20 protein-coding genes and 2 pseudogenes are annotated in these 23,303 nt (G+C 68.7%); 9 read left to right on the top strand and 13 right to left on the bottom strand.

Features of this window, described 5'->3' with window-relative positions; translation table 11 throughout:
* From BA062_RS35485 to BA062_RS35470, 4 genes are read right to left on the bottom strand one after another with little or no spacing between them, the layout of a single operon-like run.
* Window positions 1-807: a CoA transferase subunit A gene (locus BA062_RS35485; protein WP_110343531.1), complete on the bottom strand. Its 807-nt coding sequence runs from the start codon at window positions 805-807 to the stop codon at window positions 1-3.
* A complete protein-coding gene (locus BA062_RS35480; RefSeq protein WP_110343530.1) occupies window positions 804-1,529 on the bottom strand; it encodes an enoyl-CoA hydratase/isomerase family protein in 726 nt (241 codons plus the stop codon). Before BA062_RS35480 ends, BA062_RS35485 begins: the two co-directional genes overlap by 4 nt.
* Complete coding sequence (locus BA062_RS35475) at window positions 1,529-2,674, bottom strand: CaiB/BaiF CoA transferase family protein (RefSeq protein WP_110343529.1); 1,146 nt, start codon at window positions 2,672-2,674, stop codon at window positions 1,529-1,531. The genes BA062_RS35480 and BA062_RS35475 overlap by 1 nt, the downstream gene beginning before the upstream one ends.
* A 41-nt stretch (window positions 2,675-2,715) precedes the next feature.
* Window positions 2,716-3,489, bottom strand: coding sequence for an IclR family transcriptional regulator (locus tag BA062_RS35470; protein WP_110343528.1), 774 nt, complete (start codon window positions 3,487-3,489; stop codon window positions 2,716-2,718).
* 154 nt (window positions 3,490-3,643) lie between these two features.
* On the opposite strand from BA062_RS35470, the gene tcuC reads away from it, so the two are divergent.
* Window positions 3,644-4,966: a tricarballylate/proton symporter TcuC gene (gene tcuC / locus BA062_RS35465; protein ID WP_110343527.1), complete on the top strand. Its 1,323-nt coding sequence runs from the start codon at window positions 3,644-3,646 to the stop codon at window positions 4,964-4,966.
* A gap of 21 nt (window positions 4,967-4,987) precedes the next feature.
* On the opposite strand, the gene BA062_RS35460 is transcribed toward tcuC, so the two are convergent.
* The 7 genes from BA062_RS35460 to amiA form a co-directional block, all read right to left on the bottom strand.
* Entirely contained in the window at window positions 4,988-6,691 is a 1,704-nt protein-coding gene (locus tag BA062_RS35460; protein ID WP_210407098.1) for an ABC transporter ATP-binding protein, read from the bottom strand.
* Complete coding sequence (locus BA062_RS35455; RefSeq protein WP_110343526.1) at window positions 6,688-8,343, bottom strand: ABC transporter ATP-binding protein/permease; 1,656 nt, start codon at window positions 8,341-8,343, stop codon at window positions 6,688-6,690. Before BA062_RS35455 ends, BA062_RS35460 begins: the two co-directional genes overlap by 4 nt.
* Window positions 8,340-9,311 (bottom strand): nitroreductase family protein, encoded by a 972-nt coding sequence (locus tag BA062_RS35450; RefSeq protein WP_110343525.1) that lies wholly within the window; start codon window positions 9,309-9,311, stop codon window positions 8,340-8,342. Before BA062_RS35450 ends, BA062_RS35455 begins: the two co-directional genes overlap by 4 nt.
* 128 nt (window positions 9,312-9,439) lie before the next feature.
* Entirely contained in the window at window positions 9,440-10,801 is a 1,362-nt protein-coding gene (locus BA062_RS35445; protein ID WP_245960171.1) for a YcaO-like family protein, read from the bottom strand.
* 74 nt (window positions 10,802-10,875) lie between these two features.
* A complete protein-coding gene (locus BA062_RS35440; RefSeq protein ID WP_110343585.1) occupies window positions 10,876-11,829 on the bottom strand; it encodes a CocE/NonD family hydrolase in 954 nt (317 codons plus the stop codon).
* A 35-nt stretch (window positions 11,830-11,864) separates the two neighbouring features.
* Complete coding sequence (locus BA062_RS35435; RefSeq protein WP_210407097.1) at window positions 11,865-12,710, bottom strand: hypothetical protein; 846 nt, start codon at window positions 12,708-12,710, stop codon at window positions 11,865-11,867.
* A gap of 106 nt (window positions 12,711-12,816) precedes the next feature.
* Window positions 12,817-12,915, bottom strand: coding sequence for a streptamidine family RiPP (amiA, locus tag BA062_RS40815; RefSeq protein WP_245960170.1), 99 nt, complete (start codon window positions 12,913-12,915; stop codon window positions 12,817-12,819).
* Window positions 12,916-12,993: 78 nt separating this feature from the next.
* Between amiA and BA062_RS35430 the strand changes: the two genes are divergently transcribed.
* The 8 genes and pseudogenes from BA062_RS35430 to BA062_RS35400 all read left to right on the top strand — a co-directional run bounded on the left by BA062_RS35430 (window position 12,994) and on the right by BA062_RS35400 (window position 20,931).
* Entirely contained in the window at window positions 12,994-14,232 is a 1,239-nt protein-coding gene (locus BA062_RS35430; protein ID WP_210407096.1) for a hypothetical protein, read from the top strand.
* Between the two features lie 3 nt (window positions 14,233-14,235).
* Window positions 14,236-16,008, top strand: a complete 1,773-nt coding sequence (locus BA062_RS35425) for a prolyl oligopeptidase family serine peptidase (protein WP_110343521.1) — start codon at window positions 14,236-14,238, stop codon at window positions 16,006-16,008.
* Window positions 16,009-16,154: 146 nt separating this feature from the next.
* Entirely contained in the window at window positions 16,155-17,186 is a 1,032-nt protein-coding gene (locus BA062_RS35420) for a FecCD family ABC transporter permease (protein WP_245960169.1), read from the top strand.
* Window positions 17,183-18,016 carry an ABC transporter ATP-binding protein gene (locus BA062_RS35415; protein WP_110343520.1) on the top strand — a complete coding sequence of 278 codons (834 nt, stop codon included), beginning with the start codon at window positions 17,183-17,185 and terminating at the stop codon, window positions 18,014-18,016. Before BA062_RS35420 ends, BA062_RS35415 begins: the two co-directional genes overlap by 4 nt.
* A complete protein-coding gene (locus tag BA062_RS35410; protein WP_110343519.1) occupies window positions 18,013-19,053 on the top strand; it encodes an ABC transporter substrate-binding protein in 1,041 nt (346 codons plus the stop codon). Before BA062_RS35415 ends, BA062_RS35410 begins: the two co-directional genes overlap by 4 nt.
* Before the next feature lie 130 nt (window positions 19,054-19,183).
* Window positions 19,184-19,825 (top strand): transposase family protein, encoded by a 642-nt coding sequence (locus BA062_RS40810; RefSeq protein ID WP_342768975.1) that lies wholly within the window; start codon window positions 19,184-19,186, stop codon window positions 19,823-19,825.
* A pseudogene (locus BA062_RS40805) lies at window positions 19,723-20,472 on the top strand (ISL3 family transposase); the annotation flags it as partial. The gene BA062_RS40810 and the pseudogene BA062_RS40805, both read left to right, overlap by 103 nt.
* A 93-nt stretch (window positions 20,473-20,565) precedes the next feature.
* Window positions 20,566-20,931: a replication initiator gene (locus BA062_RS35400; protein WP_245960167.1), complete on the top strand. Its 366-nt coding sequence runs from the start codon at window positions 20,566-20,568 to the stop codon at window positions 20,929-20,931.
* A gap of 27 nt (window positions 20,932-20,958) precedes the next feature.
* Here BA062_RS35400 and BA062_RS35395 read toward each other — a convergent pair.
* Window positions 20,959-21,519 (bottom strand): annotated as a pseudogene (locus tag BA062_RS35395) (IS256 family transposase); the annotation flags it as partial.
* 33 nt (window positions 21,520-21,552) lie between these two features.
* On the bottom strand, window positions 21,553-23,211 hold the full coding sequence (locus BA062_RS35390) for an IS4 family transposase (RefSeq protein WP_425452904.1): 1,659 nt from the start codon (window positions 23,209-23,211) through the stop codon (window positions 21,553-21,555).
* Between the last annotated feature and the right edge of the window lie 92 nt (window positions 23,212-23,303).

Raw genomic sequence — 23,303 nt, 5'->3', positions numbered from 1 at the left:
CTAGCTCCTCGACTCGGGGGCGGTGGCGAGGTGGGCGGTGAGGCTGTCCTCGTCGTCGACGAGGTAGTCGCGCACGGCGTCGTAGTCGATGCCGTAGTCGGGCGCGCAGGACCCCGGCCACGCGCCACCGGGCACCACGCACGCGGCGTCGACAAGGAAGTGGGGAACCAGCGTGAGCTCCGGCCGTGCGCGGAACTCGGACTCGTCGACGACTCGTTCGGCGACCACGAGCACCGTGCGCGCGGACCGGGTCATGATGCGGTCCCAGTGGGTGGTCCCGAACACCCGCGCGTCGCCCTGCTCGGTGACCTCGTTGACGTGGATCACCGCGACGTCCGGCCGGATGGGCGGGATGACCCACACAGTCGTGCCCGAGCCGTAGGGATCGGGCAGCTCCGCCCATTTGTTGAGAGCGGCGAGCTCGGAACCGTGGACACCGGCGATCGGCTGGAACGGCACGCCGTAGGCCGAGGCGCGCAGGCCCGCGGTGAGCGTGGCGCACGCGTGCTCCTCCAGCTCGACGGCGCCGTTCTCGATCGCCTTGCGGTACCAGGGCGCGAGGCCGAAGTTGCCTTCCATCGCGACGATGCCTGCCCTGGCCCGGCGGACGCTGCCCGCCCGGCAGAGCACGTCGATGTCGTAGCCCGGCGACTGCTTGATGATCTCCAGGTCGCGCCGGCCCGCGCGGATGAGCTCCCTGACGACGGCGAACGGCCCTCGGTGCAGGAAGCTGCCCCCGAGCGCGACGGAGTCGCCGTCCTGGATGTGGCTGGTGAGCTCTACCAGCGATACGAGCTTGCTTGTCACGCCGCGGTCCCCTCTCGGAATCGTTCGATGCGTTGCCGGAGCCCGGGTACTGACGCCGAGCGCACCAGGTCGGCCAGGTCGGCATCCGCGTGGTCCGGAGTCAGCGCCCGGTGGAAGGCCGCGCGAGCCTCGGCGCCGATCCGGCCTGCCTCCTCGACGGCCCGCGCCTGCCGCTTGTCCCAGTCCCCGGGCTCCACGATCTCGGTCAGCAGGCCGAGGTTCCTCGCGTTTTCCGCGTCGAGCGTGCTGCCGTCGCCCTGGATCCGGCGCGCGGCGGCCTGCCCCACGCGGTCGGCCAGCCGCCGCGTGCCGAGCACGATGCCGAACGCCAGCCCGGGGAGCCGGAAGGTGCTCTGGGCGGTACCGACCCGGTGATCGCACGCGCAGAGCAGGTCGGCCGCGGCGCCGAACACGCGCCCGTGGACGAGAGCGAGTGTGTCGAACGGCGCGGAGTGGATCAGCTGCAGGAGCTGCTCGATCCGGACGAACCGGCGCAGCAGCTCACCGTCGCACGTCTCGGAGAGACCGCCGAAGTCGAAGCCGGCGCTGAAGGTTCTGCCCTCGCCCCGGAAAGTGACGAGGTCGGTCGGTGTGTCGTACGCGGAGCGCACCGCCTCGATGAGGGCCTCGACCAGCGCTTCGGAGAGTGCGTTGCGTTTCGCGGGCCGGTTCAGGGTGAGGGTGAGCGACCGGCCGTCCCGGTCGACGAGCAGCTCCTCCATCAGCCCTCCCCCAGCTCGGCCAGGACCTCGGCGTTGTGTTCCCCGAGCGCGGGCGGGCGCCGCCGGATCTTGGGCGCCTCGCCACCGAAGCGCAGTGGTGAGCCGAACGTGCGGGTGGTGCGTCCGCCCGGCAGGTCGAGCTCCGACACCCATTTCATGTGGTCCACCTGCTGATCGGCCAGCGCCTGCGAGTAGCTGTTGACGGGAGCGCACGGCACGCCCGCCTGTTCGAACAGGGCGATCAGTTCCGTCGTGGTGTGCCGCGCGAACTGCGCTTCCAGCAGGGCTCGCAGTTCGTCCTGGTGCTGGGCACGGGATGCCGTCGAGGCGAACCGGCCGTCCTGCGCCAGGTCCGGCCGGTCGAGGGCGGTACACGTCGCCTGCCAGAGCTTGTCGTTGCCCGCCGCCATGGCGAAGTGCCCGTCGGAGGCGGCGAACACCTGGTACGGCGCGTTGCGCGGGTGCGCGGACCCCAGCTTGGCCGGGTCGTCTCCCTTTCCGAAGTACTCGCTCACCTGCAATGCGGCGATGGCGAGTGACGAGCCGAGCATGGAGACGTCGATGTGTGTCCCTCGGCCGCTGCGGTCGACCTCCCGCAGGGCGCCGACCACGGCGAGGGCCGCGTACAGGCCGGTCGCGAAGTCGGAGATCGGCACACCGCACTTCACCGGCGCGCCCCCGGGTTCCCCGGTGACGCTGATGATCCCGCTCATCGCCTGGATGGTGAGGTCGAAACCGCCTTCGCGTGCTCGGGGCCCGGTCTGGCCGAACGCGGAGATCGAGGCGTACACCAGCCGGGGCTGCTCGGCGCTGACGGTGTCGTAGCCGAGACCGAGCTTGGCCATCACGCCGGGCCGGGAGTTCTCGATCACCACGTCGGCCTGTGCAATGAGCCGGCGCGCTCTCGCGTTGTCCTCGGGATCCTTCAGATCCAGGGCGACGGATCGCTTGTTCCGGTTGAGGGAGGCGAAGTTGTCGCTGAAACCGTCGGTGATCGGCGGCCAGTGCCGCATCGTGTCACCGGTGCCGGGCTGTTCCACCTTGACGACGTCCGCGCCCAGATCGGCGAGCAGCATGCCGCAGTAGGGGCCGGAGGCGACCGTACAGAGTTCGACCACACGGATGTCACGCAACGGAACAACCATCAGCACACACCTTCACCTTCGTGGGACAACAGGGGCGGGACTCATGACCGGGAGGCCCGTGGCGGCGGATACGCGGCGCAACCCATCTCCTGGGAGATCGCCCGGGCGGCCTCGATCACCGCGTCGCGGTAGGCGTCGTCCGACTTGGGCTCGACGCGCTCGATCGGGCCGGACACGCCGATCGACGCCTCCGCCCTCCCGGCCGCGTTCACGATCACGGCAGCCACGCCGCCGACGGACGATCGCCATTCGCCGTGGTTCACGGCGTATCCGGACTCACGGACGGTGGCCAGCTCGGTCACGAGCTTCTCGCGGGTACGGATCGTCCGATCAGTCCACTGTGGAAGGTCGGGACCGAACATCTCGGCGAGCGCCGCGTCGCTCACCTCGGCGAGCAACGCCTTTCCCGAGGCCACGCAGTGCGCCGGCGCCCGGCCACCGATCGACGAGTACGCCCGCACCGGCTGGGGGCTCTCGATCTTGTCCAGGTACACCACCTCGGCCCCGCTGAGCATCGACAGGTGCACGGTCTCTTGGGTGAGCTCGGCCAGCCGCCGCATGTGCGGCTCAGCGCAGCGCTTGACGTCGACCCGCTCCATGACCGAGCTCGCGAGCTCGAACAGTTTGAGCGTGCATTCGTAGGTGCCTGCGGCGCCTTGCCGGGCGTAGCCGGCCGCGGCCAGGGTCTGCAGGGTGCGGTGCACGTTGCTGCGCGTCAGCTCGAGCTCGCGGGCCAGCTCGCTGACCCCGCGCGGCTCGTCGCTTCTCGCGAGCGTTTCCAGCACGCGCAGTCCTTTCATCAGAGTGCTGTCCATAGCGTTCTAATATACAGGACAGCGTTTCAAAATACGATACTCACAGCTCAACGGTGCCGTCAATCCATTGACACGGCCAGGCAGCGCGACACACACTGCTCTCCGTTTCCGAGATATAAGACGCTGTTACAAATATTGGAACACAGGAGGGCTGATGTCCGGCTCCCGATCAACGGCGAACCCGCGGAGCAACGTCATCAAGGCCGCGGCGGGAAACTTCCTCGAGATGTACGACTTCGCGGTGTACGGCTTCTACGCCGGCGCCATCGCGACCGCGATCTTCCCGACCGGCAACGAGTTCGTCTCCACGATGCTGTCGTTCCTGACCTTCGGCGTCGGCTTCCTCATGCGCCCGCTGGGCGCCATCGTGCTGGGCGCCTACATGGACCGCAAGGGCCGCCGGGCCGGGCTCATCCTGAGCCTGATCATCATGGGGATCAGCGTCGTCATCCTCGCCGCGGTGCCCACCTACAGCACGATCGGCATCGCCGCACCCATCCTCGTGGTGTTCAGCAGGCTCCTGCAGGGCTTCTCCGCGGGAGCGGAGTCGAGCGGCGTGTCCGTCTACCTCGCGGAGATCGCCAAACCCGGACGCCGTGGCTTCTACGTGAGCTGGCAGTCCGCCAGCCAGCAGATTAGCGTGGTCTTCGCGGCCCTCGTCGGCGTCGCGCTGTCGGCGGCCCTGACCCAGGACCAGCTCAACGACTGGGGCTGGCGCATCCCGTTCCTGATCGGGTCGCTCGTGCTGCCCTTCATCTTCTGGGTCCGGCGCACGCTTCCCGAGACCGAGTCGTTCACCGAGCGGACCAGCCACAGCACACCCAGCGTGCGCACGATCTTCCGGACGTTCGCCTCCGCCTGGCCGATCGTCTCGCTGGCGGTCGGGCTGGTGACCCTGACGAGCGTCATGTTCTACCTCATCACCGCCTACACCCCGACCTTCGGGGAACGCGAGCTGAACCTGGGATATCTCGCCTCGTTCGTCGCCACCGTCTGCGTCGGGTTGTCGAACTTCTTCTGGATCCCCGTGATGGGCGCCCTCTCCGACCGGGTCGGCCGGACCCGGCTGCTGATCACGGCCTCCGCACTCACCGCGCTCGCCGGCTACCCGCTGCTGACCTGGCTCACCACGGCTCCCTCGTTCGGCAGGCTGCTCACCGTGCTGCTCATCTTCTCCGCCCTGTACGGCGCCTACCAGGGAGCCATGGTCGTCACGCTCACCGAGATCATGCCCGAAACCGTGCGGGTCACCGGATTCGCCATCGCCTACAGCGTCGCCCAGGCCATCTTCGGCGGATTCACGCCCGCCATCGCAACCTCGTTGATCGAACTGTCGGGCGGGAACGCCGCCATCCCGGCGGTGTGGCTCTCCTTCGCCGCCGTGATCTCGCTCGGCGCCGCGCTGATAGTCCACAAGCGACGGCTGGCGAACATGGGCACCAAGGCGGCCGAGACACCGGCCAAGCAACTCGCCTGAGCCATCTTGAGAGCTGGTAGGTCACGGTCCCCCGGTGGCTGGGACATCGGTGGTGCGGTGGGTGTGCTCGGAACCTATGTCGATGCTGCGATCGAGTCGGCTGAGGGTCTCGGCACGGTGCGAGGCGATCAGGGCGGTGCCGGTGAAGTCGGCGATGACGTTTGAGATCGCGCGTTCGGTGCCGGGGTCGAGGCTGGCGGTGACCTCGTCGACGAGCAGGATCCGGGGCTGGCGGACGAGGGCGCGGGCTAGGCAGAGGCGGGCTTGTTGTCCGCCGGAGAGCCGGAGCCCGCTTTGGCCGAGGTCGTCGTCGAGACCGATCCACTCGGCGGTACCTACCCGGTGGAGTATCGCGGTCAGCTCCTCGTCGGGCAGCGGTGTGGTGCCGCGGAGGAGATTGTCGCGGACGGTTCCGTGGAACAAGGTCGCGTCCTGATCGACCAGTGCGACCGCCCCTCGGAGGGCAGTGTCGTCGAGCTGGTTGAGGGGCAGGGTCGCGCCGTCGCGGGCGACGAGTTCGATGCTGCCCGAGGACGGGTCCCACAGTCGTGCGGCGAGGGCGAGGAGGGTGCTCTTGCCGGAACCCGAGGGTCCGGTCAAGCCCACGTGTTCGCCGGCAGCGATGTCCGCTGACCAGGACGACAGTGTTGTTGGCCGGTCGTCGTAGGAGAAAGACACGTCGCGGAACCGCAGGCCCAGCGGCCCGTCGGGGAGCGGCCGCGGCGAGGTCGGCGCGGTGACGACCGGGGGCCGGTTGATGCCGTCGGCGACACGCTGGGCGCTGGCCACCAGTGGGTGCAGTTGGGTGAGGGTGGTCGTCGCGTCGGTGGTGGCCGAGACTCCCGCGATGGCGAGTGCGACCAGGGCTGGGAGCAGCGCCGGTGACAGTCGCGGCTCGGCGGTGCTGGAGAGCACGCCGACGGCGAGTGCGCTCGTGGCGATCACGCCGATGACGACCGCGGTGACGATGAACTCACGGATGGCGGTGACCAGTTGCGTCAGCAGTTCGCGTCGCCGGGCGATCGCGGTGATCCGGGTCGTGGCGTCGACGGTGTCGGCGATGATGCGCGAGGTCAGACCGTAGGCCAGGACTTCACGCAGGGCACCGAGCGCGTCAACGATCCGTACTGACAATGAGGAGCGTTCCTGTTGTTCGGTCGCGCCCAGCCGCCGGATGACTCCGGCTCCGTAGAACGCGCTGGTGGCGACGAGGACGCTACCCGCGAGCAGGACGATGCCCGCTTCGGGCAGGAATGCGAACGCGGTGGCCAGGCAGGTGAGGAACACGGTGATGGAGGCACCGAGTTGGGCGATGGTGTGGGCGTAGAAGAACTCCAGCTTCTCGATGTCGTCCATCGCCACGCTTGCGGCATGTCCGGAATGCTCACGGCGTCGGCCGGGGACGCTGCGTGCGTAGGCGTCGAAGAGCGCCATCCGCAGTCGCGCCAGCACCCGGTAGGCCAGGGCGTGGGAGACGTCCATTTCCCGCCAGGTCAGGACTGTCCGCACCACGACGAGGCCGGTCAGTACGATCCACCATCCCGGCCCGGGCAGGGCGCGTTCGACGACCGCGTGGCCGACGGCCCACGCGGTGAGGACCGACAAAGCCGCCAGCGCCATGGCACTGGCGGTGCCGATGAGATAGCTCCCGAGCATGCCCCGCCATTCGGGGCGGAGCACCGGCAGCAGTGCACGGAAGGTGCGCGGCGGAGGGATCGTGGTCACGGGGTGCTCCTGTCCAGCTGACCGAAGTCCAACCGCAGCACGTTGTCCACCCCGGTGAGTGTTTCGGGACGGTGGCTGATCATGATCACGATGCGCTCGGCGGCGACCCGGTGCAGTGTCTCGATCACGTCGGCGGCGCGGTCGGGATCCAGGGCGCTCGTCGGTTCGTCCACGAGCAAGACCGGCCGGTGCGCCAGCAGCGCGCGAGCCAGGGCGAGGCGTTGGCGTTGCCCGCCGGACAGACTCGACCCTGCTTCGGTCACCTCGGTGTCGAAGCCGCGGGGAAACGCCTGGATCTCCTCGAGGATGCCAGCCGCACGGCAGGCAGCGATGAGCTCGGATTCCGCTACGGTCCCGGTGACGGCGAGGTTCTCGCGGATGGTTCCGGCGAAGAGCACCGGCCGTTGGGAAACCACCGCGATGTCACCGCCCCGCAGTGCCCGCCCGTCCAGGTCGATCGTCCCGGCATCCGGGGTGAGAAATCCAAGGAGAAGGTCGAACAGGGTTGATTTACCTGCCCCCGAGGGGCCGACGATGGCGCTCAGCGTGCCCCTGCGCGCGGTCAGATGGAGACCGTCGAGTACCGGGCCGTCCGCGTCGGCGTAACGGAAGCTCAGCGCCTTCACCCGCAACTGCCTCGCCTGCTCGGGTGCGACCGCGCGGCCGGCACCGGCCGCCGAGGTGGGCTGTGCCGTGTCTGTCGCCCCGGCGAAAGCACCGATGCGGGCCAGGCCGGGGATCGCGGTCAGGCCGAGGAACCCCGCATGCCAGTGGCGGGAGAGTTCCCGGATCGGACGGAACGCTTCGGACGCGAGCAACAAGATCAGGTAGACGTCCATGGCCGGCGGTTGCCCGGTGACGGCCTGGGCAAGCGCGGCGACCGCCGCGGCGGCGATACCGGCTTGGATCGCGAAGTCCGTCACCCCCGTCTCGGCCAGCGACACCCGCATGACCCGTTCTGTGGCCCGTCGCAATGCTTCGGAACGTGCGTGCAAGCGCCGGCGGGTGGCGGGCACGTCACCGAGCGTACGTAGCGTGGACATGCCCCGAAGGGATTCGAGCAGGTCGGCGCTGACAGCTTCGTAGCTGTCCCAATGATCGAGTCCGCGCCGGGCCATCATCCGCTTCCACGCCATCGGCCCGGCCAGCGCGAGCACGACCCCGACGGCCACGCACAGGCCCGCCCAGGGTGACAGCACCACCACGGCGATGATCACCAGCGGGCAGGTGAGGAAGACCTGAGCGATGACGGGGATGTACTTCGACACGTACGCGTCGGTGCCATCGATCCCATCGCCGAGCGTCGCCCGCATCGATCCGTCCCGGACGGTCGTGTCGTGCAGACGGTCGGGGACCAGCGCGGCCCGCATCGCCCGGCGGCGTACGGTCTCCCGCACGTGTCCGCCCAGCCGCGCCGCCGCCGAGGTTTGAACCAGCGAGAGCACCAGTCGGGCCAGTGCGATCCCGACGATGGCCCCCAGAGCCACGAGCACGTCCTGCGCCTGCCCGTCCAGGACCGCCGACATGGACCACGCGATCGCCACGGCCTGCCCGACATGGGTGGCGAAGACGAGCACCAAGAGAGCGATGCTCCACGCCAGTGCGGCAGGGAACCGGGCCGCTTCGCGCCATAGCTCGCGCACGATCATCATGCGGCGGCCTCCTGGGCATCGTTTGTGTGACCGTGCCCGTTGCTCGGCAGCATCGCGAGGGCATGGGTGATCCAGCGCCCATGGCCGGCGGCGATTCCGGAGACCGGCCGGCTCCGCCACCGGCCCGACAGCACTCCCTCGTAGCACAGTGACGCGGCGCGACGATGCGCCTGCCACACGGCCTCGGCGATGTCCCGAGCCGGGGCCTGCGCGGGCACCGACCACGTCTCGACCCGGTCCGCCCCGAGGACCCAGGCCTGTCCGGACAGGCGCGCGACCTCCACGGCGCGCGGATCCGGGCGACGGCCCGTGGCCTGTTCGAACTCGCTGAGCGCCGGAGAGCGCCGGGTGGCCAACGCATGGCTGCGGCCGACATCGACTGTCCACGATGGAGGAAGTTCGACGGCCGCCAGCGGGATCTCGGGGACGAGTCCTCGGTTCAGCCACGGCTGAGCGCAGGCCGCGCGCGGAACACCGAGCAGCGCCCGCAGCCGCGGCCCGGGACCGGTCGAGGTCCTCAGCCGCTCGGTGACGAGAAACTCCACCGCCGTCTGTGCATAGGCGACATCGGCGATCCAGAGCGGCCACGCGCGGTGGCGGTATCGTCCGAAACTGCGGCCGGGCTGTACGGTCAGCACCAGTGTGGTCTGCGCGGTGGCGGGACGCGAACGCTCGTTGTCCCATCCGACCCGCCGTAGGAGATTCCCACTCTCGTGATCGAAGAGGTAGCGGCCAGGATCGAGACCGTCGAGGCCCGCGCTGCCGACCACGAGATGGCTGTGCACGGGGTAGGCGGCACCCGCCGACGGCACCGGTCGTTGCCGGATGCTGGTGGCGGTTCCGTCGGGCAGGTGGTGGTAACCGGGGCTGTGCCACAGACCGTCGAACAGGCTGCGCAGACGCTCAGGGACGGCGACGGGCGCCGCCCCTGCCTTCTGCCACGGGTTGACGCGGGGTCCGGGTGCCACCGGGGGCCCGGGACTCTCCGGAGTGAGGGCGCGTGCCAGGGGTTCCGGGAGGCTCGACATCGCCGGTATCGCGTGCCGCCGGGTGCCGTCTGCGGGAGTGCCTGTGGTCATGGGGGTCATTGGCGGGCCTACATATGCGGGGGCGGGATGAGGGTGAGGTCTGCCGGGCCGCCGTCCCATGAGGTGCGCCATCCCCGGTCGAGGGCGGCCTGCTCGAAGCGGGGCATGCCGAGGTAGGCGAAGGCTGCCGGCGCGTTGGGGACGAGACCGGTGATGATGGTCCGGACGACGCGCAATGGGGTGCGGCGGATGTCGCTGGTGGTCAGGTCGCGGGTGATGACGCCATGTCCGCGTGCGCTCAGGCGCTGGTAGACCTCGTCCATGGTCACCGCCGTCAGGTCGGTGATCGGGCGTACTCCGCCGGCCGGAGCGGTGAAGCGGCGCGCCTCGTCGTGGACGCGGGGATCGAGCCAGAGCTGGACATGCGCGCCGAGGTCGATGATGTGCTCGCAGTGCTGACCCGCGGCGTCGAGATAACGGGCGTCGTCGCGGAAATCGAGGTACAGACCGCGGGCCATCAGGCCTTGCTCGACAGCACGGAACACCCACCCGTCGGCACTCGTGCAGCCTTGGGTGTAGATCCAGGTGTGCACGGCTTCCAGGACAGCTTTGCGGGCGGCTTGTGCCGGGTCGAGGGCGGCGGAGAATCCCGCCGCGTACAGGCCACGGTCCCGATCGTGCACGAGAGCGGCGACGGCGGGAGCGAACTCCGAGGGCATGACCACCAGCGAGACGGTCAGGCTACTGCCGTCGAGATCGTCCGCGAGGCCGGGCACGCTGGCGGGGTCGATGCCGATCGTGGGTCCATCGAGGTGCCACCACACTTCGAGCGCGTCACGTTCGATGATCTCCAGGACGCCGCGGTCGCGGGCGTCCTCGGCGCCTTGTCCGGTAGCGATGCCCGCGTAGTTGAGGTGATGGATGCGCCGCAGCTGCCGGAATCGGGATTGCCGCCAGTTCAGGTAGACCAGTGAGGCAGGGACCCACACGTCCGCGGAGTGTTCGTCGGTGCAGCGGGTCCACAGTGTGGGCGTGTGTTCGGTGCATCGCTCGTAGGGGAAGTTCTCCCGGTCGTACTGCCAGGGGGCGAACACCGGCAGCGCACTCAGCGGGATGGGCGTGAGCGCATCGTCGAGCAGCTGGGCCCTGGTCGCGATGCGGAGCTCCTCGGCAGGGAGCTCGGCGGGGAGCCAGTTGCCGCAGTACCGTTCGACGCCTTCGGCGACCGCCGCGATGCGGGCCTGTTCCACATCGCCGAAGGAGGTGCCCAGGGACACGCGGTCAGCCGGCCATTCGCCCAGCCGGCGGGCGTCCGAGACCGCGGCGGTCAAGGCGAGGTAGGCGGTGGGCGCACCGGCGGGGTGCGGCACCCGGCGGACGGAGCGGATGACGCCGCATTCTGGGTCTACCAGCGTCTCGACGGGCAGCACGTGCTGGCGGGGCGGTGATGTCGTCGCGAGCTCACCCTCGGCGTGCTCACGCGGTTGGCCGGCGTTGACGGGGATCATGGCGCAGTCCTTTCGTGACGCCAAGCCCCGTCGGCGGGATCGAGCGTCGAGCGAGTGTGAGGCGCGTCCCGCAGGACCTCGGTCCACCCCGCCGCGGTTCCGGACAGGTCGTGGGCCGACAGCCACGCCTCGATGATGCCGCCCAAGCCGCCGGCAGCGCGGAAACGGCTCCGCAGCTCGGGGTCGGCGATGTCTCCGGCCAACCTGTGGCCCCAAGGCCCGGTGACGAAGTGGCTCGCCGCGGTCCAGGTGCGCGCCAGGCGGCGGGCGTCGTTGTCGAAGAAGTCGTCGTCGCCGCTGATCACCAACAGCGGGATGCCGAGGTCGTAGCGTGCGGCCAGGTCGATCCGCTCGGCCTGCCACAGCCGCCGCCATTGCGCTAGCGCGTGCGGTGTCCAGCCCCAGTTCTTCGCAGCATCGACAACACCGGCGTCGTCGGCTTCCGCTGTGCGCCGGGCGAGTTCGGCCGCGGACAGCGGGTTCTGGGCACAGCGGGTGCGGCCGTGTTCGTGCCACCATCCGATCCGATGCCGGATCTGCGGAGTGCCTGAGCTGTCCCACGCGGTCTCGGCAAGTCCCAGCGCCGGGACGAGCACGATCACCGCCGCGACCGTGACGCTGCCGACGTGTGCTGCCCCGCGAGCGGCTTCCAGGGCCGCGTGCGCGGCATAGGATGCACCGAACAGAACGATCGGCAGTCCGGGGTGCTCGCGGCCCAGCTGGGTGAGCACCTGGCCCCCATCGTCCTCCTCGTGCTGGTAGGCGGTCCAGTCGCCGCCGGACCGGTACCGTCCGCGGACGTCCTGGATCAGGCAGTGGTAGCCGCGCGCCGACCAGGACCTCGCCGTCGCCGCGTGCTGCCGCGCGTCGTAGGGGGTTCGGATCACGACCAGGCCTGCCGGGGCCGCACACTCCCAGAACTGCCCTCGAAGCTCAGTGCCGTCGCGCATGCGGCACACATGCTCGCGTGGCTGCATCGGTGTCATCACCGTCGGATCACCGGCTCATCGGGCACGTGCGGCGGGGCGTAGCCCAGGACGGGGTGTTCGCTGACCGTGCCGGTCGCCGGTACGAACTTCCACAGCGTCTGTCGGTACTCCTCCAGCAGCGCGGTCTCCTGCGCCCATGCCAAGGAAACGGCGAGGATGCGGCCGACCAGGAAGATGCGCGCGCTGGACGGCATCGGCCTGCCGTCCGCGGGGGCCGCCCGCTGCCAGGCGGCCAACTGTCCGGGCACGAGGCTGGCCGCCAAGCGCCGACGCCGTACCTGCTCGCTGCCGGGGTCCTCGGCGGTCACGCCGATCGGATCGACGAAACAGTTCCCACCTTCCCGGTAGGCGCGCAGCCACGCGACCCCCGCGCCCGGCAGGACATCCAGCCGGTCCCAGTCGGCCCGTTCCGCGGGCGAGTCCGCATAGGCGATCACCAGAACCGGAGCGACGGACCCGCCCTCACCAGTCACCGGTTCGCCTTCCGGCCCCGGGTGCCGGGTCGCCAGCAGTTGGGCGCTCGTGGCGTACCGCTGCGTGCTCACACCCCATTCACCCAGTGCCTGGGCCAATTCGTCGATGACAGCACCGGATCCGAGCAACCCCACCGTGCGCCTGGAGACCGGCCACCGGTGTCGAGCGTCGGCGGCCTCACGTGAGGTCATCTCCTCCTGGAGCGCGGCGAGGTAGGCCGCGGTCGCCTCGTCACCGGCCGAGGCCCCGGTGAGGACGTCCCACAGCCCCGGCGGCGGCGCCTGCAGACGCAGGAACCGGCCCGCGGACGTGCGTACCATCGCGGTGCCATCGAAGTCGATCAGCACCTGCGCGCCAGTAGCGGGCACGTGAGCGACAGGAGTTTTGGGGACCATAGACGGCCTTTCGGACAGGCCCGGTCGGGCAACCCCAAAAGGGCTGCCCGACCGGAGTGTGTTCTCGCTGACGACGTGGTCAGTCGAACGGGTTCTCGACGAGCGCGTTCGAGTGCGTGGCCGACAGGTGCGCCAGCTGCTCGGGCTCCTCGATCTCGGCGACAATCTGCGTGTCCATTGCGGACTCCTCTCGATAGATGAGCCGTGCCGGCGGGAAGGCCGGCCCGAGTTCGCGAGGCGAACACCTCGACCCTAGTTGATAACGATTTTCATATCTAATAGGTTTGGGAGCATGGATACTCCGCGGCTCGTGGTCGCCGACTACCGGGCAGGGAGCGTGTACGCCGTTCACGGCGCTGCCGTGCGCCCGTTCGGCTCCGGCGTGCTGGCCGAACACGCGGGCGTGTTGTCGTTGCCCGAACGGGCGGGCCGCCCTCGCGGGTGGGCGTTCGTCGACGACCGCGGCGGCGCGCTCGTGGTGCACACGGGCGACGAGCGACGGCGGATCCCGGTCGCGATCCCCGGCGAACATCTCGCTTGCGATGTCACGGGCCGGTATGTCGTGATCACGACGGGGATGGGCGCGAACCCGGACGTGTGGAGCGATGTCGTCACCGTCGTCGATGTCGACCAGGACGAATCGGTGCGCTTTCGCACCCGGGTCGGCGAACCCGGCGTCCTTGTCGTTCCCGACCAGCGCGACGGCGAACCGGCGATCGTGCTACGGCACCGAGAACCCGGAGCCATCGAAGCGATCCCGCTCCGCGACGGCCTGGACGTAGGTTCGCACGTGCCAGAACTGAGCGGGCGGGCCACAACAGATCTCGCCGCTGACGGGCATGGTGATGCCGTCGATCACCGGACGGGGATCGCGGCGACAGCAACCAGCCGAGGCCTGGAGCGGTTCGTCATCGATCAGGGTGTGCCCCGCATGATCGGCCGCACCCCGTGGCCGGTTCCGGGGCGAGCGTTCTACCTGCGCTTCGATCCAGCCACGGGCCGAGCGGTCGGCGTCGTCCGCGGCGGTCCCACCTCCCCGGGTCAGTGGACCGCCTGGACGAACCATCTCGTGGACGTCGATCTCTCCACCGGCCACACGCGCAGCACGGGACTTCCCCCGGGGCTGGCGTTCCGGTTCGCTCTCGGCGGAGGGCGGGCAGCGGTGGCCACGATCCATCCCGACGGCGACGAAGTGACGATCGTGGACCGCTCCGGCACGGATCTGCACCGCCTCCGCACGGTTTCACTGCCAGCACTGTCCCGTCCACCGGCCGCCGGACACCTCCCGTGGGATCCGGTCGGCGACTCCCCGGCCCAGCGCAGGGCGATCGCCCTCGACCCCACCGGTTCGATGGTGGCCGTCACCCGCGGCGGAGACAGTCAGCTGCACCTGATCGGCCACGACGGAATCGACACCCTCACCGTGCCCACGCCACTCGACGAGGGCGGGCACCTGTACTGGCACGGCGGCGCCGTCGACCCGGTCGGCCGGTGAACCGTGACTGAGGTGATCGTCCCGATCGACCCTGCGCTGGATGCCGCCTTGTCCCGCTGGGAGCAGCACGGCCGGCCTGGCCTGCCCGAAGGCGGTTTCACACTCAGCCGCCTACCTGGGCGGCAGCGTCGCGGCATCTATCACGCCGACACTGGTGAGGCCGTCATCGAACCGGACGGGCACATTCTGCGCATGGCCGCGGCCCCTGATCGCCGCCACATCGCGATCCAGCTCGCCGAGCACGCCGATGAGAACGCGAACCTCGCGATCGTGGACGTCGCATCCGGTCAGGTCCACCCGTATCCGGGTGTCCGCTGTCGCTACGAGCCCATGGTGTGGGACGCGCACTCGCGCACGGTCGACCTCGTCGCCCGAGAACCCCAACGCCTCATCAGCCTCGATGTGACCGCCCATCGGGTCACGACCACGGAACTGACCGCTGAGGCGCGCGTGCGGCTGTTCCCGGCAGGCCCGCGCGGGCTCCTCTGCGAAAGCCGCCCGGGCACACCCACTCGCATGGTCGACCGTGCCACCGGCAGACACTTCGCCTCGTTCCCGGCAGTCGTCCGGGCCGTCGGCATCGGCGACGACGTCCTCATCGACGACGGCACCACGCTTCATGTCCTCGACCCGCCCGGCGGGACCGAGAAATGGTCCTGGCAGGATCCTGCCCTGCAGATCACGTCCCTCGCGGTCGCAGGCCGGCACGTGCACATTGGCGCCGTCCGGGACGGCCACAGCGTCCTCCTCCGGCTCGCCGACGGACACGTCATCGACGAGCGCCTCGTCAGCTACCGAGGAGCTCCGGCCGTGGCGAGCGGGGTGAGTGCCGACGCCGGCCGGGTTCACGTTCTCATCGAAGCACCGGCGCTGCCCCCACGCATCGTCCCAGCCGTCGAGCTGCTGGCAGACACCGCCGAGACCAGCAGCCGCGAGAACGCCGCGGCCGCCCGCACCCACTGGCACACGGTCACCGCCGACGACGGCGAGACCATATCGGTGGCGATCACCTCTCCCGTCGACATCGACGGGCCGACTCCGCTGATCCTTACCTGCTACGGCGGATTCGGGGTGCCGAGCCTCCCCGTGTTCGAACCGACCATCCCCGCCTGGATCGAACACGGCGGCCGATACGCCATCGCCCACGTCCGGGGCGGCGGCGAACGCGGCAAGGCGTGGCGCGATGCCGGTCGCGGGAGGAACAAGCACCGCGGGATCGACGACCTTGCCTGCGTCGCCCGCGGCCTCGTCGAGGCCGGCTACACCCGGCCCGACCAACTGGTACTGGCCGGCGCGTCCCACGGAGGTGTGCTGGTAGCCAGCTGCGCACTCGGCTTCCCGGACCTGTGCGCCGGTGTCGTCAGCACCGCGGCCCCGCTCGACCTGCTCAACCTCGACGCCCATCCGCTCGGGCACCACTGGATCAACGAGTTCGGCGATCCGGACAGTCCCGGTGGCATCGACGAACTGCGCCGCATCTCACCGTTACACCGCGCCCACACTCTGCCTGACCGGATCCGGCTTCCGAGATTCCTCGGCATCGTGCTCGCGGAGGACTCCCGCGTCAACGCCGATGCCACCCAAGCGGTCGTCGACGCCCTGCGGGACAGAGGCGGCGACGCCGCCGTGTGGCGTGCCGACCGCACCGGCCACGGGAGCAACCATCTCGACAGCCTCCATCGCCTCGGCGCGACGGTGCTCAGCTTCGCCGCCATCACCACCGGGCCAGCACGACCCACGACGTCGCCGACCGCAGAAAGCACACACCACAGATGACATCGGTAAACCACCGAAGCCCGGACCCGGCCTCTCCCCGGCCGGACCCGACGAGTTCACGACCAGAAACCGACGGGAGCGCCACCACGACGGGCCCGAACCCGCCCGAACCGCCCCGGCGGCTGCGTCGCCGTGGAGCCCTCGCCGTGCGGATTCTCATACCCACGCTGACGCTGTCGCTCCTGGCCGTGATCGTGGTCTCGGCGAGCATCGGCACCATCGGCGTGCCGCTGGCCGACAGTCTCAAGATCATCGTCGGGCATCTCGTTCCCGGAATGCCGTGGATGTCCGACGGCTCGCTCAGCAGCGTGCAGGACAACGCGGTGTGGCAGTTCCGGCTACCGCGCAGTGTGCTCGCCGCGCTGACCGGGGCCGCACTGGCGCTGGCGGGCGCTCTCATGCAGGCCGTGGTCCACAACTCGCTGGCCGAGCCCTACATCCTCGGTGTCTCCGCGGGAGCCGGAGTCGGAGCCGTGTCGTTCATCGTGCTCGGGATCGGGCTCAGCTCACTGGGGATCGGGGCGTCGGCGTTCATCGGCGCGGTGATCGCCACCGCGGCCGTCTACGTCCTGGCGCGCAAAGGCGGTCGTATCGCACCACAGCGGTTGATCCTCGCCGGTGTCGCCCTCGGCTCGCTGTTCAGCGCGATCACCAGCTACCTGACCATCTCGACCGATGCGCAGAACGTCTACAGCATCATGTTCTTCCTGCTGGGATCGGTCTCGGCGGCGGCGATGAGCCACCTGTTGCTGCCCGCCATCGCCCTGTGCGTCGTGGGGCTCTTCGCCGCGCTGCGCGCCAGGGCGCTCAACGCGCTCCTGGTCGGCGATGAGGCCGCCAGCTCGCTGGGCATCAACGTCAACCGGCTGCGCAGCGGCATCCTTGTCGCCGCTGCGCTGCTGACCGGCTCCGCGGTCGCCGTGTCCGGCGGCATCGGATTCGTCGGGCTCATCGTCCCGCACATCGCGCGCATCATCGTCGGTTCCGATCACCGCAAGATGCTGCCCATCGCCCTCCTCGCCGGCGCGGTCTTCCTGACCACCTGCGACCTGCTTGCCCGCACCCTCTCCGCCCCTTCCGAGATCCCGCTCGGAGTACTCACCGCGCTGGTCGGTGCGCCCTTCTTCCTGTGGCTGCTGCGGCGCGACCGCGCCGACAGCGTGGGGGTGAGCCGATGAGAGTCGCCATCGAGAACCTCGATGCCTACCGCGGCGGACGCCGCATCGTCACCGACGTGAGCATCGCGGTGCCCTCCGGCACCGTCCTCGGGCTGCTCGGCCCCAACGGCAGCGGCAAGTCCACGCTGCTTCGTGCCGTCTCCGGCATCGACGCGCCCTCGGCAGGAACGGTCCGCTACGACGAGACCCCCATGACCGCCCTCACCCGCAGGCAGCTCGCGCAACGTGTCGCGGTGATGACGCAAGAACACAGCGAGGAATTCGAGATCCCCGTCCTTGAACTCGTGCTCCTCGGACGCATCCCGCACGGGCGAGGCTTCGGCCGGGACTCCGAGGCCGACATCGCCCTCGCCTGCGACGCCCTGGCCCGGGTCGGCGCCAGCCACCTGGTCAACAGGGCCTTCTCCGCGCTGTCTGGTGGGGAACGCCAGCGCGTGCTCTTCGCCCGGGCACTCGCCCAGGACACGCCGGTGCTCGTCCTCGACGAGCCGACGAACCATCTCGACATCGCCCACCAGCTCGAACTGCTCGACCTGATCCGGGCCACCGACAGGACCGTGCTGATCGCCCTGCACGATCTCAACCTCGCGGCACGCTCCTGCGACGCCATCGGTGTGCTTAACGACGGGCATCTGGTCGCTCACGGCACGCCCGAGCACATCCTCGACACCGACCTCATCCGCTCCGTCTTCCGGGTCGAATCCACCGTCGTCAGTCACCCGGACACCCGGCAGCCGCACTTCCTCTTCGACTCCCGCAGCCCGCAGCCGACCGGGCGCGCCCACGTCCACCCCTTGGACTCCATTCAGGAAGGGACCACCACCCGATGACCACCCACCAGACCACCTCGTCTCGGCGTCCGCGCCGCCGGCCCCTGACGGCGACGCTCTCGCTGCTCGCCGTGTCATCACTGGCCCTGACGGCGTGCGGAACCGGTGTCACCAGCGACACCGCCTCCACCGGCGGCTCAGGCGAGACGGTGACGATCACGAACTGCGGACGAGAGCTGTCCTTCGACACCACACCGGCCCGCATCGTAGGCATGATGCCGTCACAGACCGAGCTGCTCCTGCGCCTCGGCGTCCAGGACTCTCTCGCCGGGCAAGCCCAGACCGACACCTCGCCCCTTCCGGGCGACATCGCGCAGCAGGCCGCCGACATCCCCGTGCTGAGCACCGACGCGCCACCAGCGCGCGAAGACCTGCTCGCCGCCGAGCCCGATCTCGTGGTCTCGCCCACCGAGTACGAGTTCACCGCCGAGCAGGGCTTCGCCAGCATCGACCAACTGGCCCAGAACGGCGCTCAAGCGTATGTCGCCACCGGTGGCTGCGCTGACCGGCGCAACACCGCCGAGGTCACCGACGTCCTCACCGACGTCACCAACCTCGGCAACATCCTCCGCGTCCCCGACGCCGCCGCTGACCTCGCACAAGACGCCCAAGATCGGCTTGCGGCCGTGGAGACCGCAATCGCCGACCACCCACGCCTCTCCGTCGCACAGGTCTACGTCGAAGGAAACTCCCTCGGCGCCATCGGAGCCGGCGTCGAAGCAGACATCATCAGCAAGGCCGGCGGTGAAAACGTCTTCGACCCAGACGCCCCCGAATTCGCGGACTTCTTCGCCGCCGAGATCAACCCGGAAGAAATCATCAGCCGCAACCCGGACGCCATCGTATTCGGCACCGCCAGCCCCCAGCAGGAAGAACAAACCCGCACCTACCTGCGCACCACGTTTCCCGACATCCCGGCCGTCAAGAACGACCTTCTCATCGCGGTACCGCAAAGCGACCTGTACCCCGGAACGCTCGGAAACATCGACGCCGTGGAAACCATCTCGGCCCGTCTTTACCCCGACGCGTTCAAGTAGGGCCATATCTGAACCACGGCGCTACCAGGTGTCGAGCGACAGCCGAGTGGATCGACTGGCCCGACACCCGACGCCCGCACACCAGGGTCTGGGTCTGTCAGAAAAACGGCTCTGTCGCTGATCTTGTGGAGTGTCTACCTGGTTTCTGACTCGAAGCATCATAGGGTGGCGACTGTGCAGTGTGGACAGTCATAGCTTGTGGCCTCACCTCGGTGAGTTGATCGTAGAACACATCGAGCGGAAGGTCGACGAAGTCGTCGTCTCCGCGCGGGTCCGCGGTCATCGTGCTCGTTGCCGTCACTGTGGGAAGTATTCTGGGCGGGTCCACGGCCGCTACGACAGGACGTTGGCGGATGCTCCGGTGGCAGGGGCTGGCGTGGTGGTTGTCCTCCAGGTGCGGCGTTTCCGTTGCACCAACGGAAAGTGTGCCGCCGTGACCTTCACCGAGCAAGTCCCGGGTGTGACCACTCCACACTCTCGAGCGACGCCGTTGTGGCAGGACATGGTGGCGCGCATTGGGCTGGCGCTGGCCGGCCGCGCCGGCGCGCGGTTGGCAGCGGCGATCGGCATCAATTGTGGCCGAGACACGATCCTGCGGCGTGTCCGGGCTCCACCGGACCCGCCGCGCGGTGAGGTGACGGTGGCGGGCGTGGACGATTTCGCCCTACGATACGTGAGGGCACACGTGCCACCACCACCCGCGAGCGCTGGCACCACGTCCACGACCTCCTCGACCGCGGTGTGGGAATGCTGGAGTGCGCACGACGACTGAACCTCGCCCTTAACACCGTCAAACGGTACGCACGCATCACCGAACCAGAGCGTCTCGTGCGCGCCCCGGTCTATCGGCCCACGCTGGTCGACCCATACCGAGAACATCTCCGCCAACGCCGTGCCGATGACCCCACCGTCGGCGTGACACAGCTACTCAAGGAGATCAAAGCCCTGGGCTACCAAGGCAGCGCGAATCTCCTCGCCCGTTACATCAACCAGGGACGAGTCGAAAACGATCGGGCCTCGATCTCGCCGCGCCGCCTCACCAGCCTCATCCTCACCCACCCTGATCGCCTGACCGACGTCCAACGACACCTGCGCGACGAACTCACCAGCGCCTGCCCCGAGATGATCGATCTCGCCGATGCCGTCCACGGCTTCGCGGAACTGCTGACACCCAGCCCAGGCAACGCCACCCGGCTACGCGCGTGGATCACGACCGTGCGCAGCTCTGACCTGCCCTACCTGCACTCCTTCACCCGCGGACTGGGCAAAGACGCTAGCGCCGTGACCGCCGCGCTCACCCAGCCTTACAGCAACGGCCCCACCGAAGGCCACGTGAACCGCATCAAAATGATCAAGCGACAGATGTACGGCCGAGCCGGACTCGACCTCCTCCGCAAACGCGTACTCCTCACCAACTAATAAGAAGACATCACAAGATCAGCGACAGAGCCGAAAATCTGACACTCCCTGGATTGGGCCGAGAGCTGGGGAAAGCTCCAGAAATGGGCCCACATGCTGGGCTTCGGCGGCCACTTCTCCACCAAAAGCCGCCACTACTCCACCACCCTGACGGCGCTACGGGCCGTGCGGAAGGCCTACCAACGCGGCGAACCACCCGAGCATCCCGGTCATACGCCGGCCGATCCTGACCTGACCGGCGACGACGCCACGGTCACCTTGAACTGGCTGTTCGACGGCGTCGGCTGGCTGACCATCGGTGACGCCGCACTCGCCAACACCGCCGCCGCGAAAGCTCGCGAGCGACGACGAATCGCAAAGGAGGAGATCGAAGAAGCCATTGCCAAGTATGGAAGGATAAACCCATTGAGTCGACTATGGACAGTTGAGGACGTCGCCGAGTACCTCGGAGGTCCGTAACACGAGCGGTGTTTCTGGCGGTTTCGATTAGTAGGTCTCGGCTCCCGGCCAGCGGTCACCGAAGGTGACGGCGAAAGCGTTGATCACGGGCTTCCAGCGCACTGCCCAGCGGGCGGCTCCGGTGCCGGTCGGGTCGAGGCTTCGGGTGACAAGGTACAGGCACTTCATAGCCGCTTGCTCGGTCGGGAAATGCCCGCGTGCCCGTACCGCGCGGCGGTAGCGGGCGTTGAGGGATTCAATGGCGTTTGTCGAACAGATCATCCTCCTGATCTCGATGTCATAGTCAAGGAAGGGCACGAACTCGGTCCAGGCTTTGCGCCAGAGTCGAATCAATGCTGGGTAGGTTTCCGACCATTTATCATCGAGCTCGTCCAATGCAACTTCCGCGGCATCCGCCGTCGGTGCAGAGTAGATCGCTTTTAGGTCCCGTTTCAGCTCGTCCGCGTATTTCCTCGATGTCAATCGGAACGAATTCCGGATAAGGTGGATTATGCAGGTTTGCACGATCGTCTGCGGCCACACTTGTTCGACCACGTCGGGAAGTCCTTTGAGACCATCGCAGATCAGGAAAAACACGTCTCGGACGCCCAAGGCCACGAAGTTAAGCCGGGACGGGGCCTGTCAATGGGCTGTTTTCCATTCGTCGGCCAGGGTGTATTTGCCGTAGCCGACTTTGCGGAGCACGCCTTCGGTGGCCCATTGGTTCATCTGCGTCGCGATGTTCGGGACGTCCAGGTGCGCGGCGACTTCGATCGGGCGCCAGACACGGTCCGGCTGACGGGACATCAGGTGGAAGACGCGGTTGCGGTGCCCTGCGCCCATCGGCCTGGTCCCGCGGACAGCCTTGCGGCGATCTACGGGGTCGTCTGATCTGGTCGACGGTGGGCTGGTAGGAGCGGGCCGGACTATGAGGACCAGGCTCGTGATCGGGCGACTGCGGCGGGGACGACGCTCATCCGGTTTGACGGGATAGCGGGTGCGACCTGCCTTGACCGCTCGGGCGCTGGTGCGGCGACGTCGAGGAGGCAACAGACCGGCCAGGATCGCGGTGCCGACGACACCGATCAGTGCGTCGCGCGCGGCGTCTTGTGCCGGCGCGGCAAGGGTTAGCTGATCTCGCGCGGCCTCCAGAGCGATGGTGAAGCTGGCGCGGTCGGGATCGGAGCCTGGCCGGGACTCCACCGCGTCGACCATGGCCGTGCGTAGGAGCTGGTAGACGGTGAGCTGGGCCCACAGTTCTTGCTCGAGACCGATGGGATCGTGTGACCGCAGTACGGTTCCGCGCAGCAGGGTGTGCCGCAGGGCGTAGAAGGCGGACTCGACCTCCCACCGTTCGTGGTAGAGCCGCACCAGCGTCTCGGCGGGGTCACGACGGCAGTCCAGCAGCGTGGTGGCGATCCGGTAGTGCTCCACAACCCGTTCACCGCTGCTCGCAGTCATCGTGATCTCCGCGTCGATGACGCGGAGCTTCAAGCGGCCCAACCGGGTCAGGTAGGAACCATCGGGTAGTGCGGCAAGGATCGCCGGCCGGCGTCGGGCGGTCACACGGATAAGGAGCTGGGCGCCAGTCGCGGCGGTGTCGGCGAGGAAGTCGTCGGCGTCGAAGCCTCTGTCGGCTAGTACGAGCATGGTCGCGTCCAATAGCGGCAGCAACTGGCGTGCATACCCGGTTTCGTACTGGCTGATCGGTCCGAACGCGGCGCCGAGCACGCCGCGCGTCCCTGTCTCGCACAATGTCATCAGCCGAAGCATGGGATAGCCCGCCCAACCCAGCCGCGCCTGGATCCTCCCCAGCCAGGCGCGGTTGCGCTCGCAGTCGGGGACCTTCACCGCGCTGCAGCCATCGAAGGCGACGGTCCGCCAGCGCCGGTAGCACACCCCTGCCGTGGTCGGTTGCGCCAGAGGACCAGCCACGATCTCGAACAAGGCCTTGAACGGCGCGGGCCCGAGCCGCCGACGGAGGTCACGAAGAGCCTTCTCACTCGGGCAGAGGCGGACATAACTCCGCAGCCCGGCGGTCAGCTTGTCCCACACCCGCGAGTACCCCAACGACGGGAACAGCGTGAGCGCCAAGACGAAGTACACCCCGACCCGAGACGGCAGGCACCGCAGTCTCCGCTCCACGGTTCGGGTTTCGGCCAACACGGCGTCGACGAGCTCCACGGGGAGGTAACGAGTCAACTCGCCCAGATGCCCCGGCGCCATCCGGAATCGGGCATCCTCCCCGGTGAGCCGGGACGAAGAAAGGGCACACTGATCGCGCAACGGGACCTCTCGCAGCAGGATGATCTTGGTCGATCCCTGCCTTACCAGAAGCCTCGATCACCTCGCCGCGCAACACACCTGCGGAGCACTTGACAGGCCCCGCCCGA

Source organism: Prauserella flavalba (assembly GCF_003202235.1).
GTDB lineage: Bacteria > Actinomycetota > Actinomycetes > Mycobacteriales > Pseudonocardiaceae > Prauserella_A > Prauserella_A flavalba.
This window is presented reverse-complemented; position numbering and strand designations above follow the sequence as displayed.

What these genes read in the sequence shown, in the direction of transcription:
- BA062_RS35480 (WP_110343530.1), bottom strand. Translation starts at nt 1,529, where the DNA reads ATGGAGGAGCTGCTCGTCGACCGGGACGGCCGGTCGCTCACCCTCACC.
- BA062_RS35475 (WP_110343529.1), bottom strand. Translation starts at nt 2,674, where the DNA reads ATGGTTGTTCCGTTGCGTGACATCCGTGTGGTCGAACTCTGTACGGTC.
- BA062_RS35470 (WP_110343528.1), bottom strand. Translation starts at nt 3,489, where the DNA reads ATGGACAGCACTCTGATGAAAGGACTGCGCGTGCTGGAAACGCTCGCG.
- tcuC (WP_110343527.1), top strand. Translation starts at nt 3,644, where the DNA reads ATGTCCGGCTCCCGATCAACGGCGAACCCGCGGAGCAACGTCATCAAG.
- BA062_RS35455 (WP_110343526.1), bottom strand. Translation starts at nt 8,343, where the DNA reads ATGATGATCGTGCGCGAGCTATGGCGCGAAGCGGCCCGGTTCCCTGCC.
- BA062_RS35440 (WP_110343585.1), bottom strand. Translation starts at nt 11,829, where the DNA reads ATGCGCGACGGCACTGAGCTTCGAGGGCAGTTCTGGGAGTGTGCGGCC.
- amiA (WP_245960170.1), bottom strand. Translation starts at nt 12,915, where the DNA reads ATGGACACGCAGATTGTCGCCGAGATCGAGGAGCCCGAGCAGCTGGCG.
- BA062_RS35415 (WP_110343520.1), top strand. Translation starts at nt 17,183, where the DNA reads ATGAGAGTCGCCATCGAGAACCTCGATGCCTACCGCGGCGGACGCCGC.
- BA062_RS35410 (WP_110343519.1), top strand. Translation starts at nt 18,013, where the DNA reads ATGACCACCCACCAGACCACCTCGTCTCGGCGTCCGCGCCGCCGGCCC.
- BA062_RS35400 (WP_245960167.1), top strand. Translation starts at nt 20,566, where the DNA reads ATGCTGGGCTTCGGCGGCCACTTCTCCACCAAAAGCCGCCACTACTCC.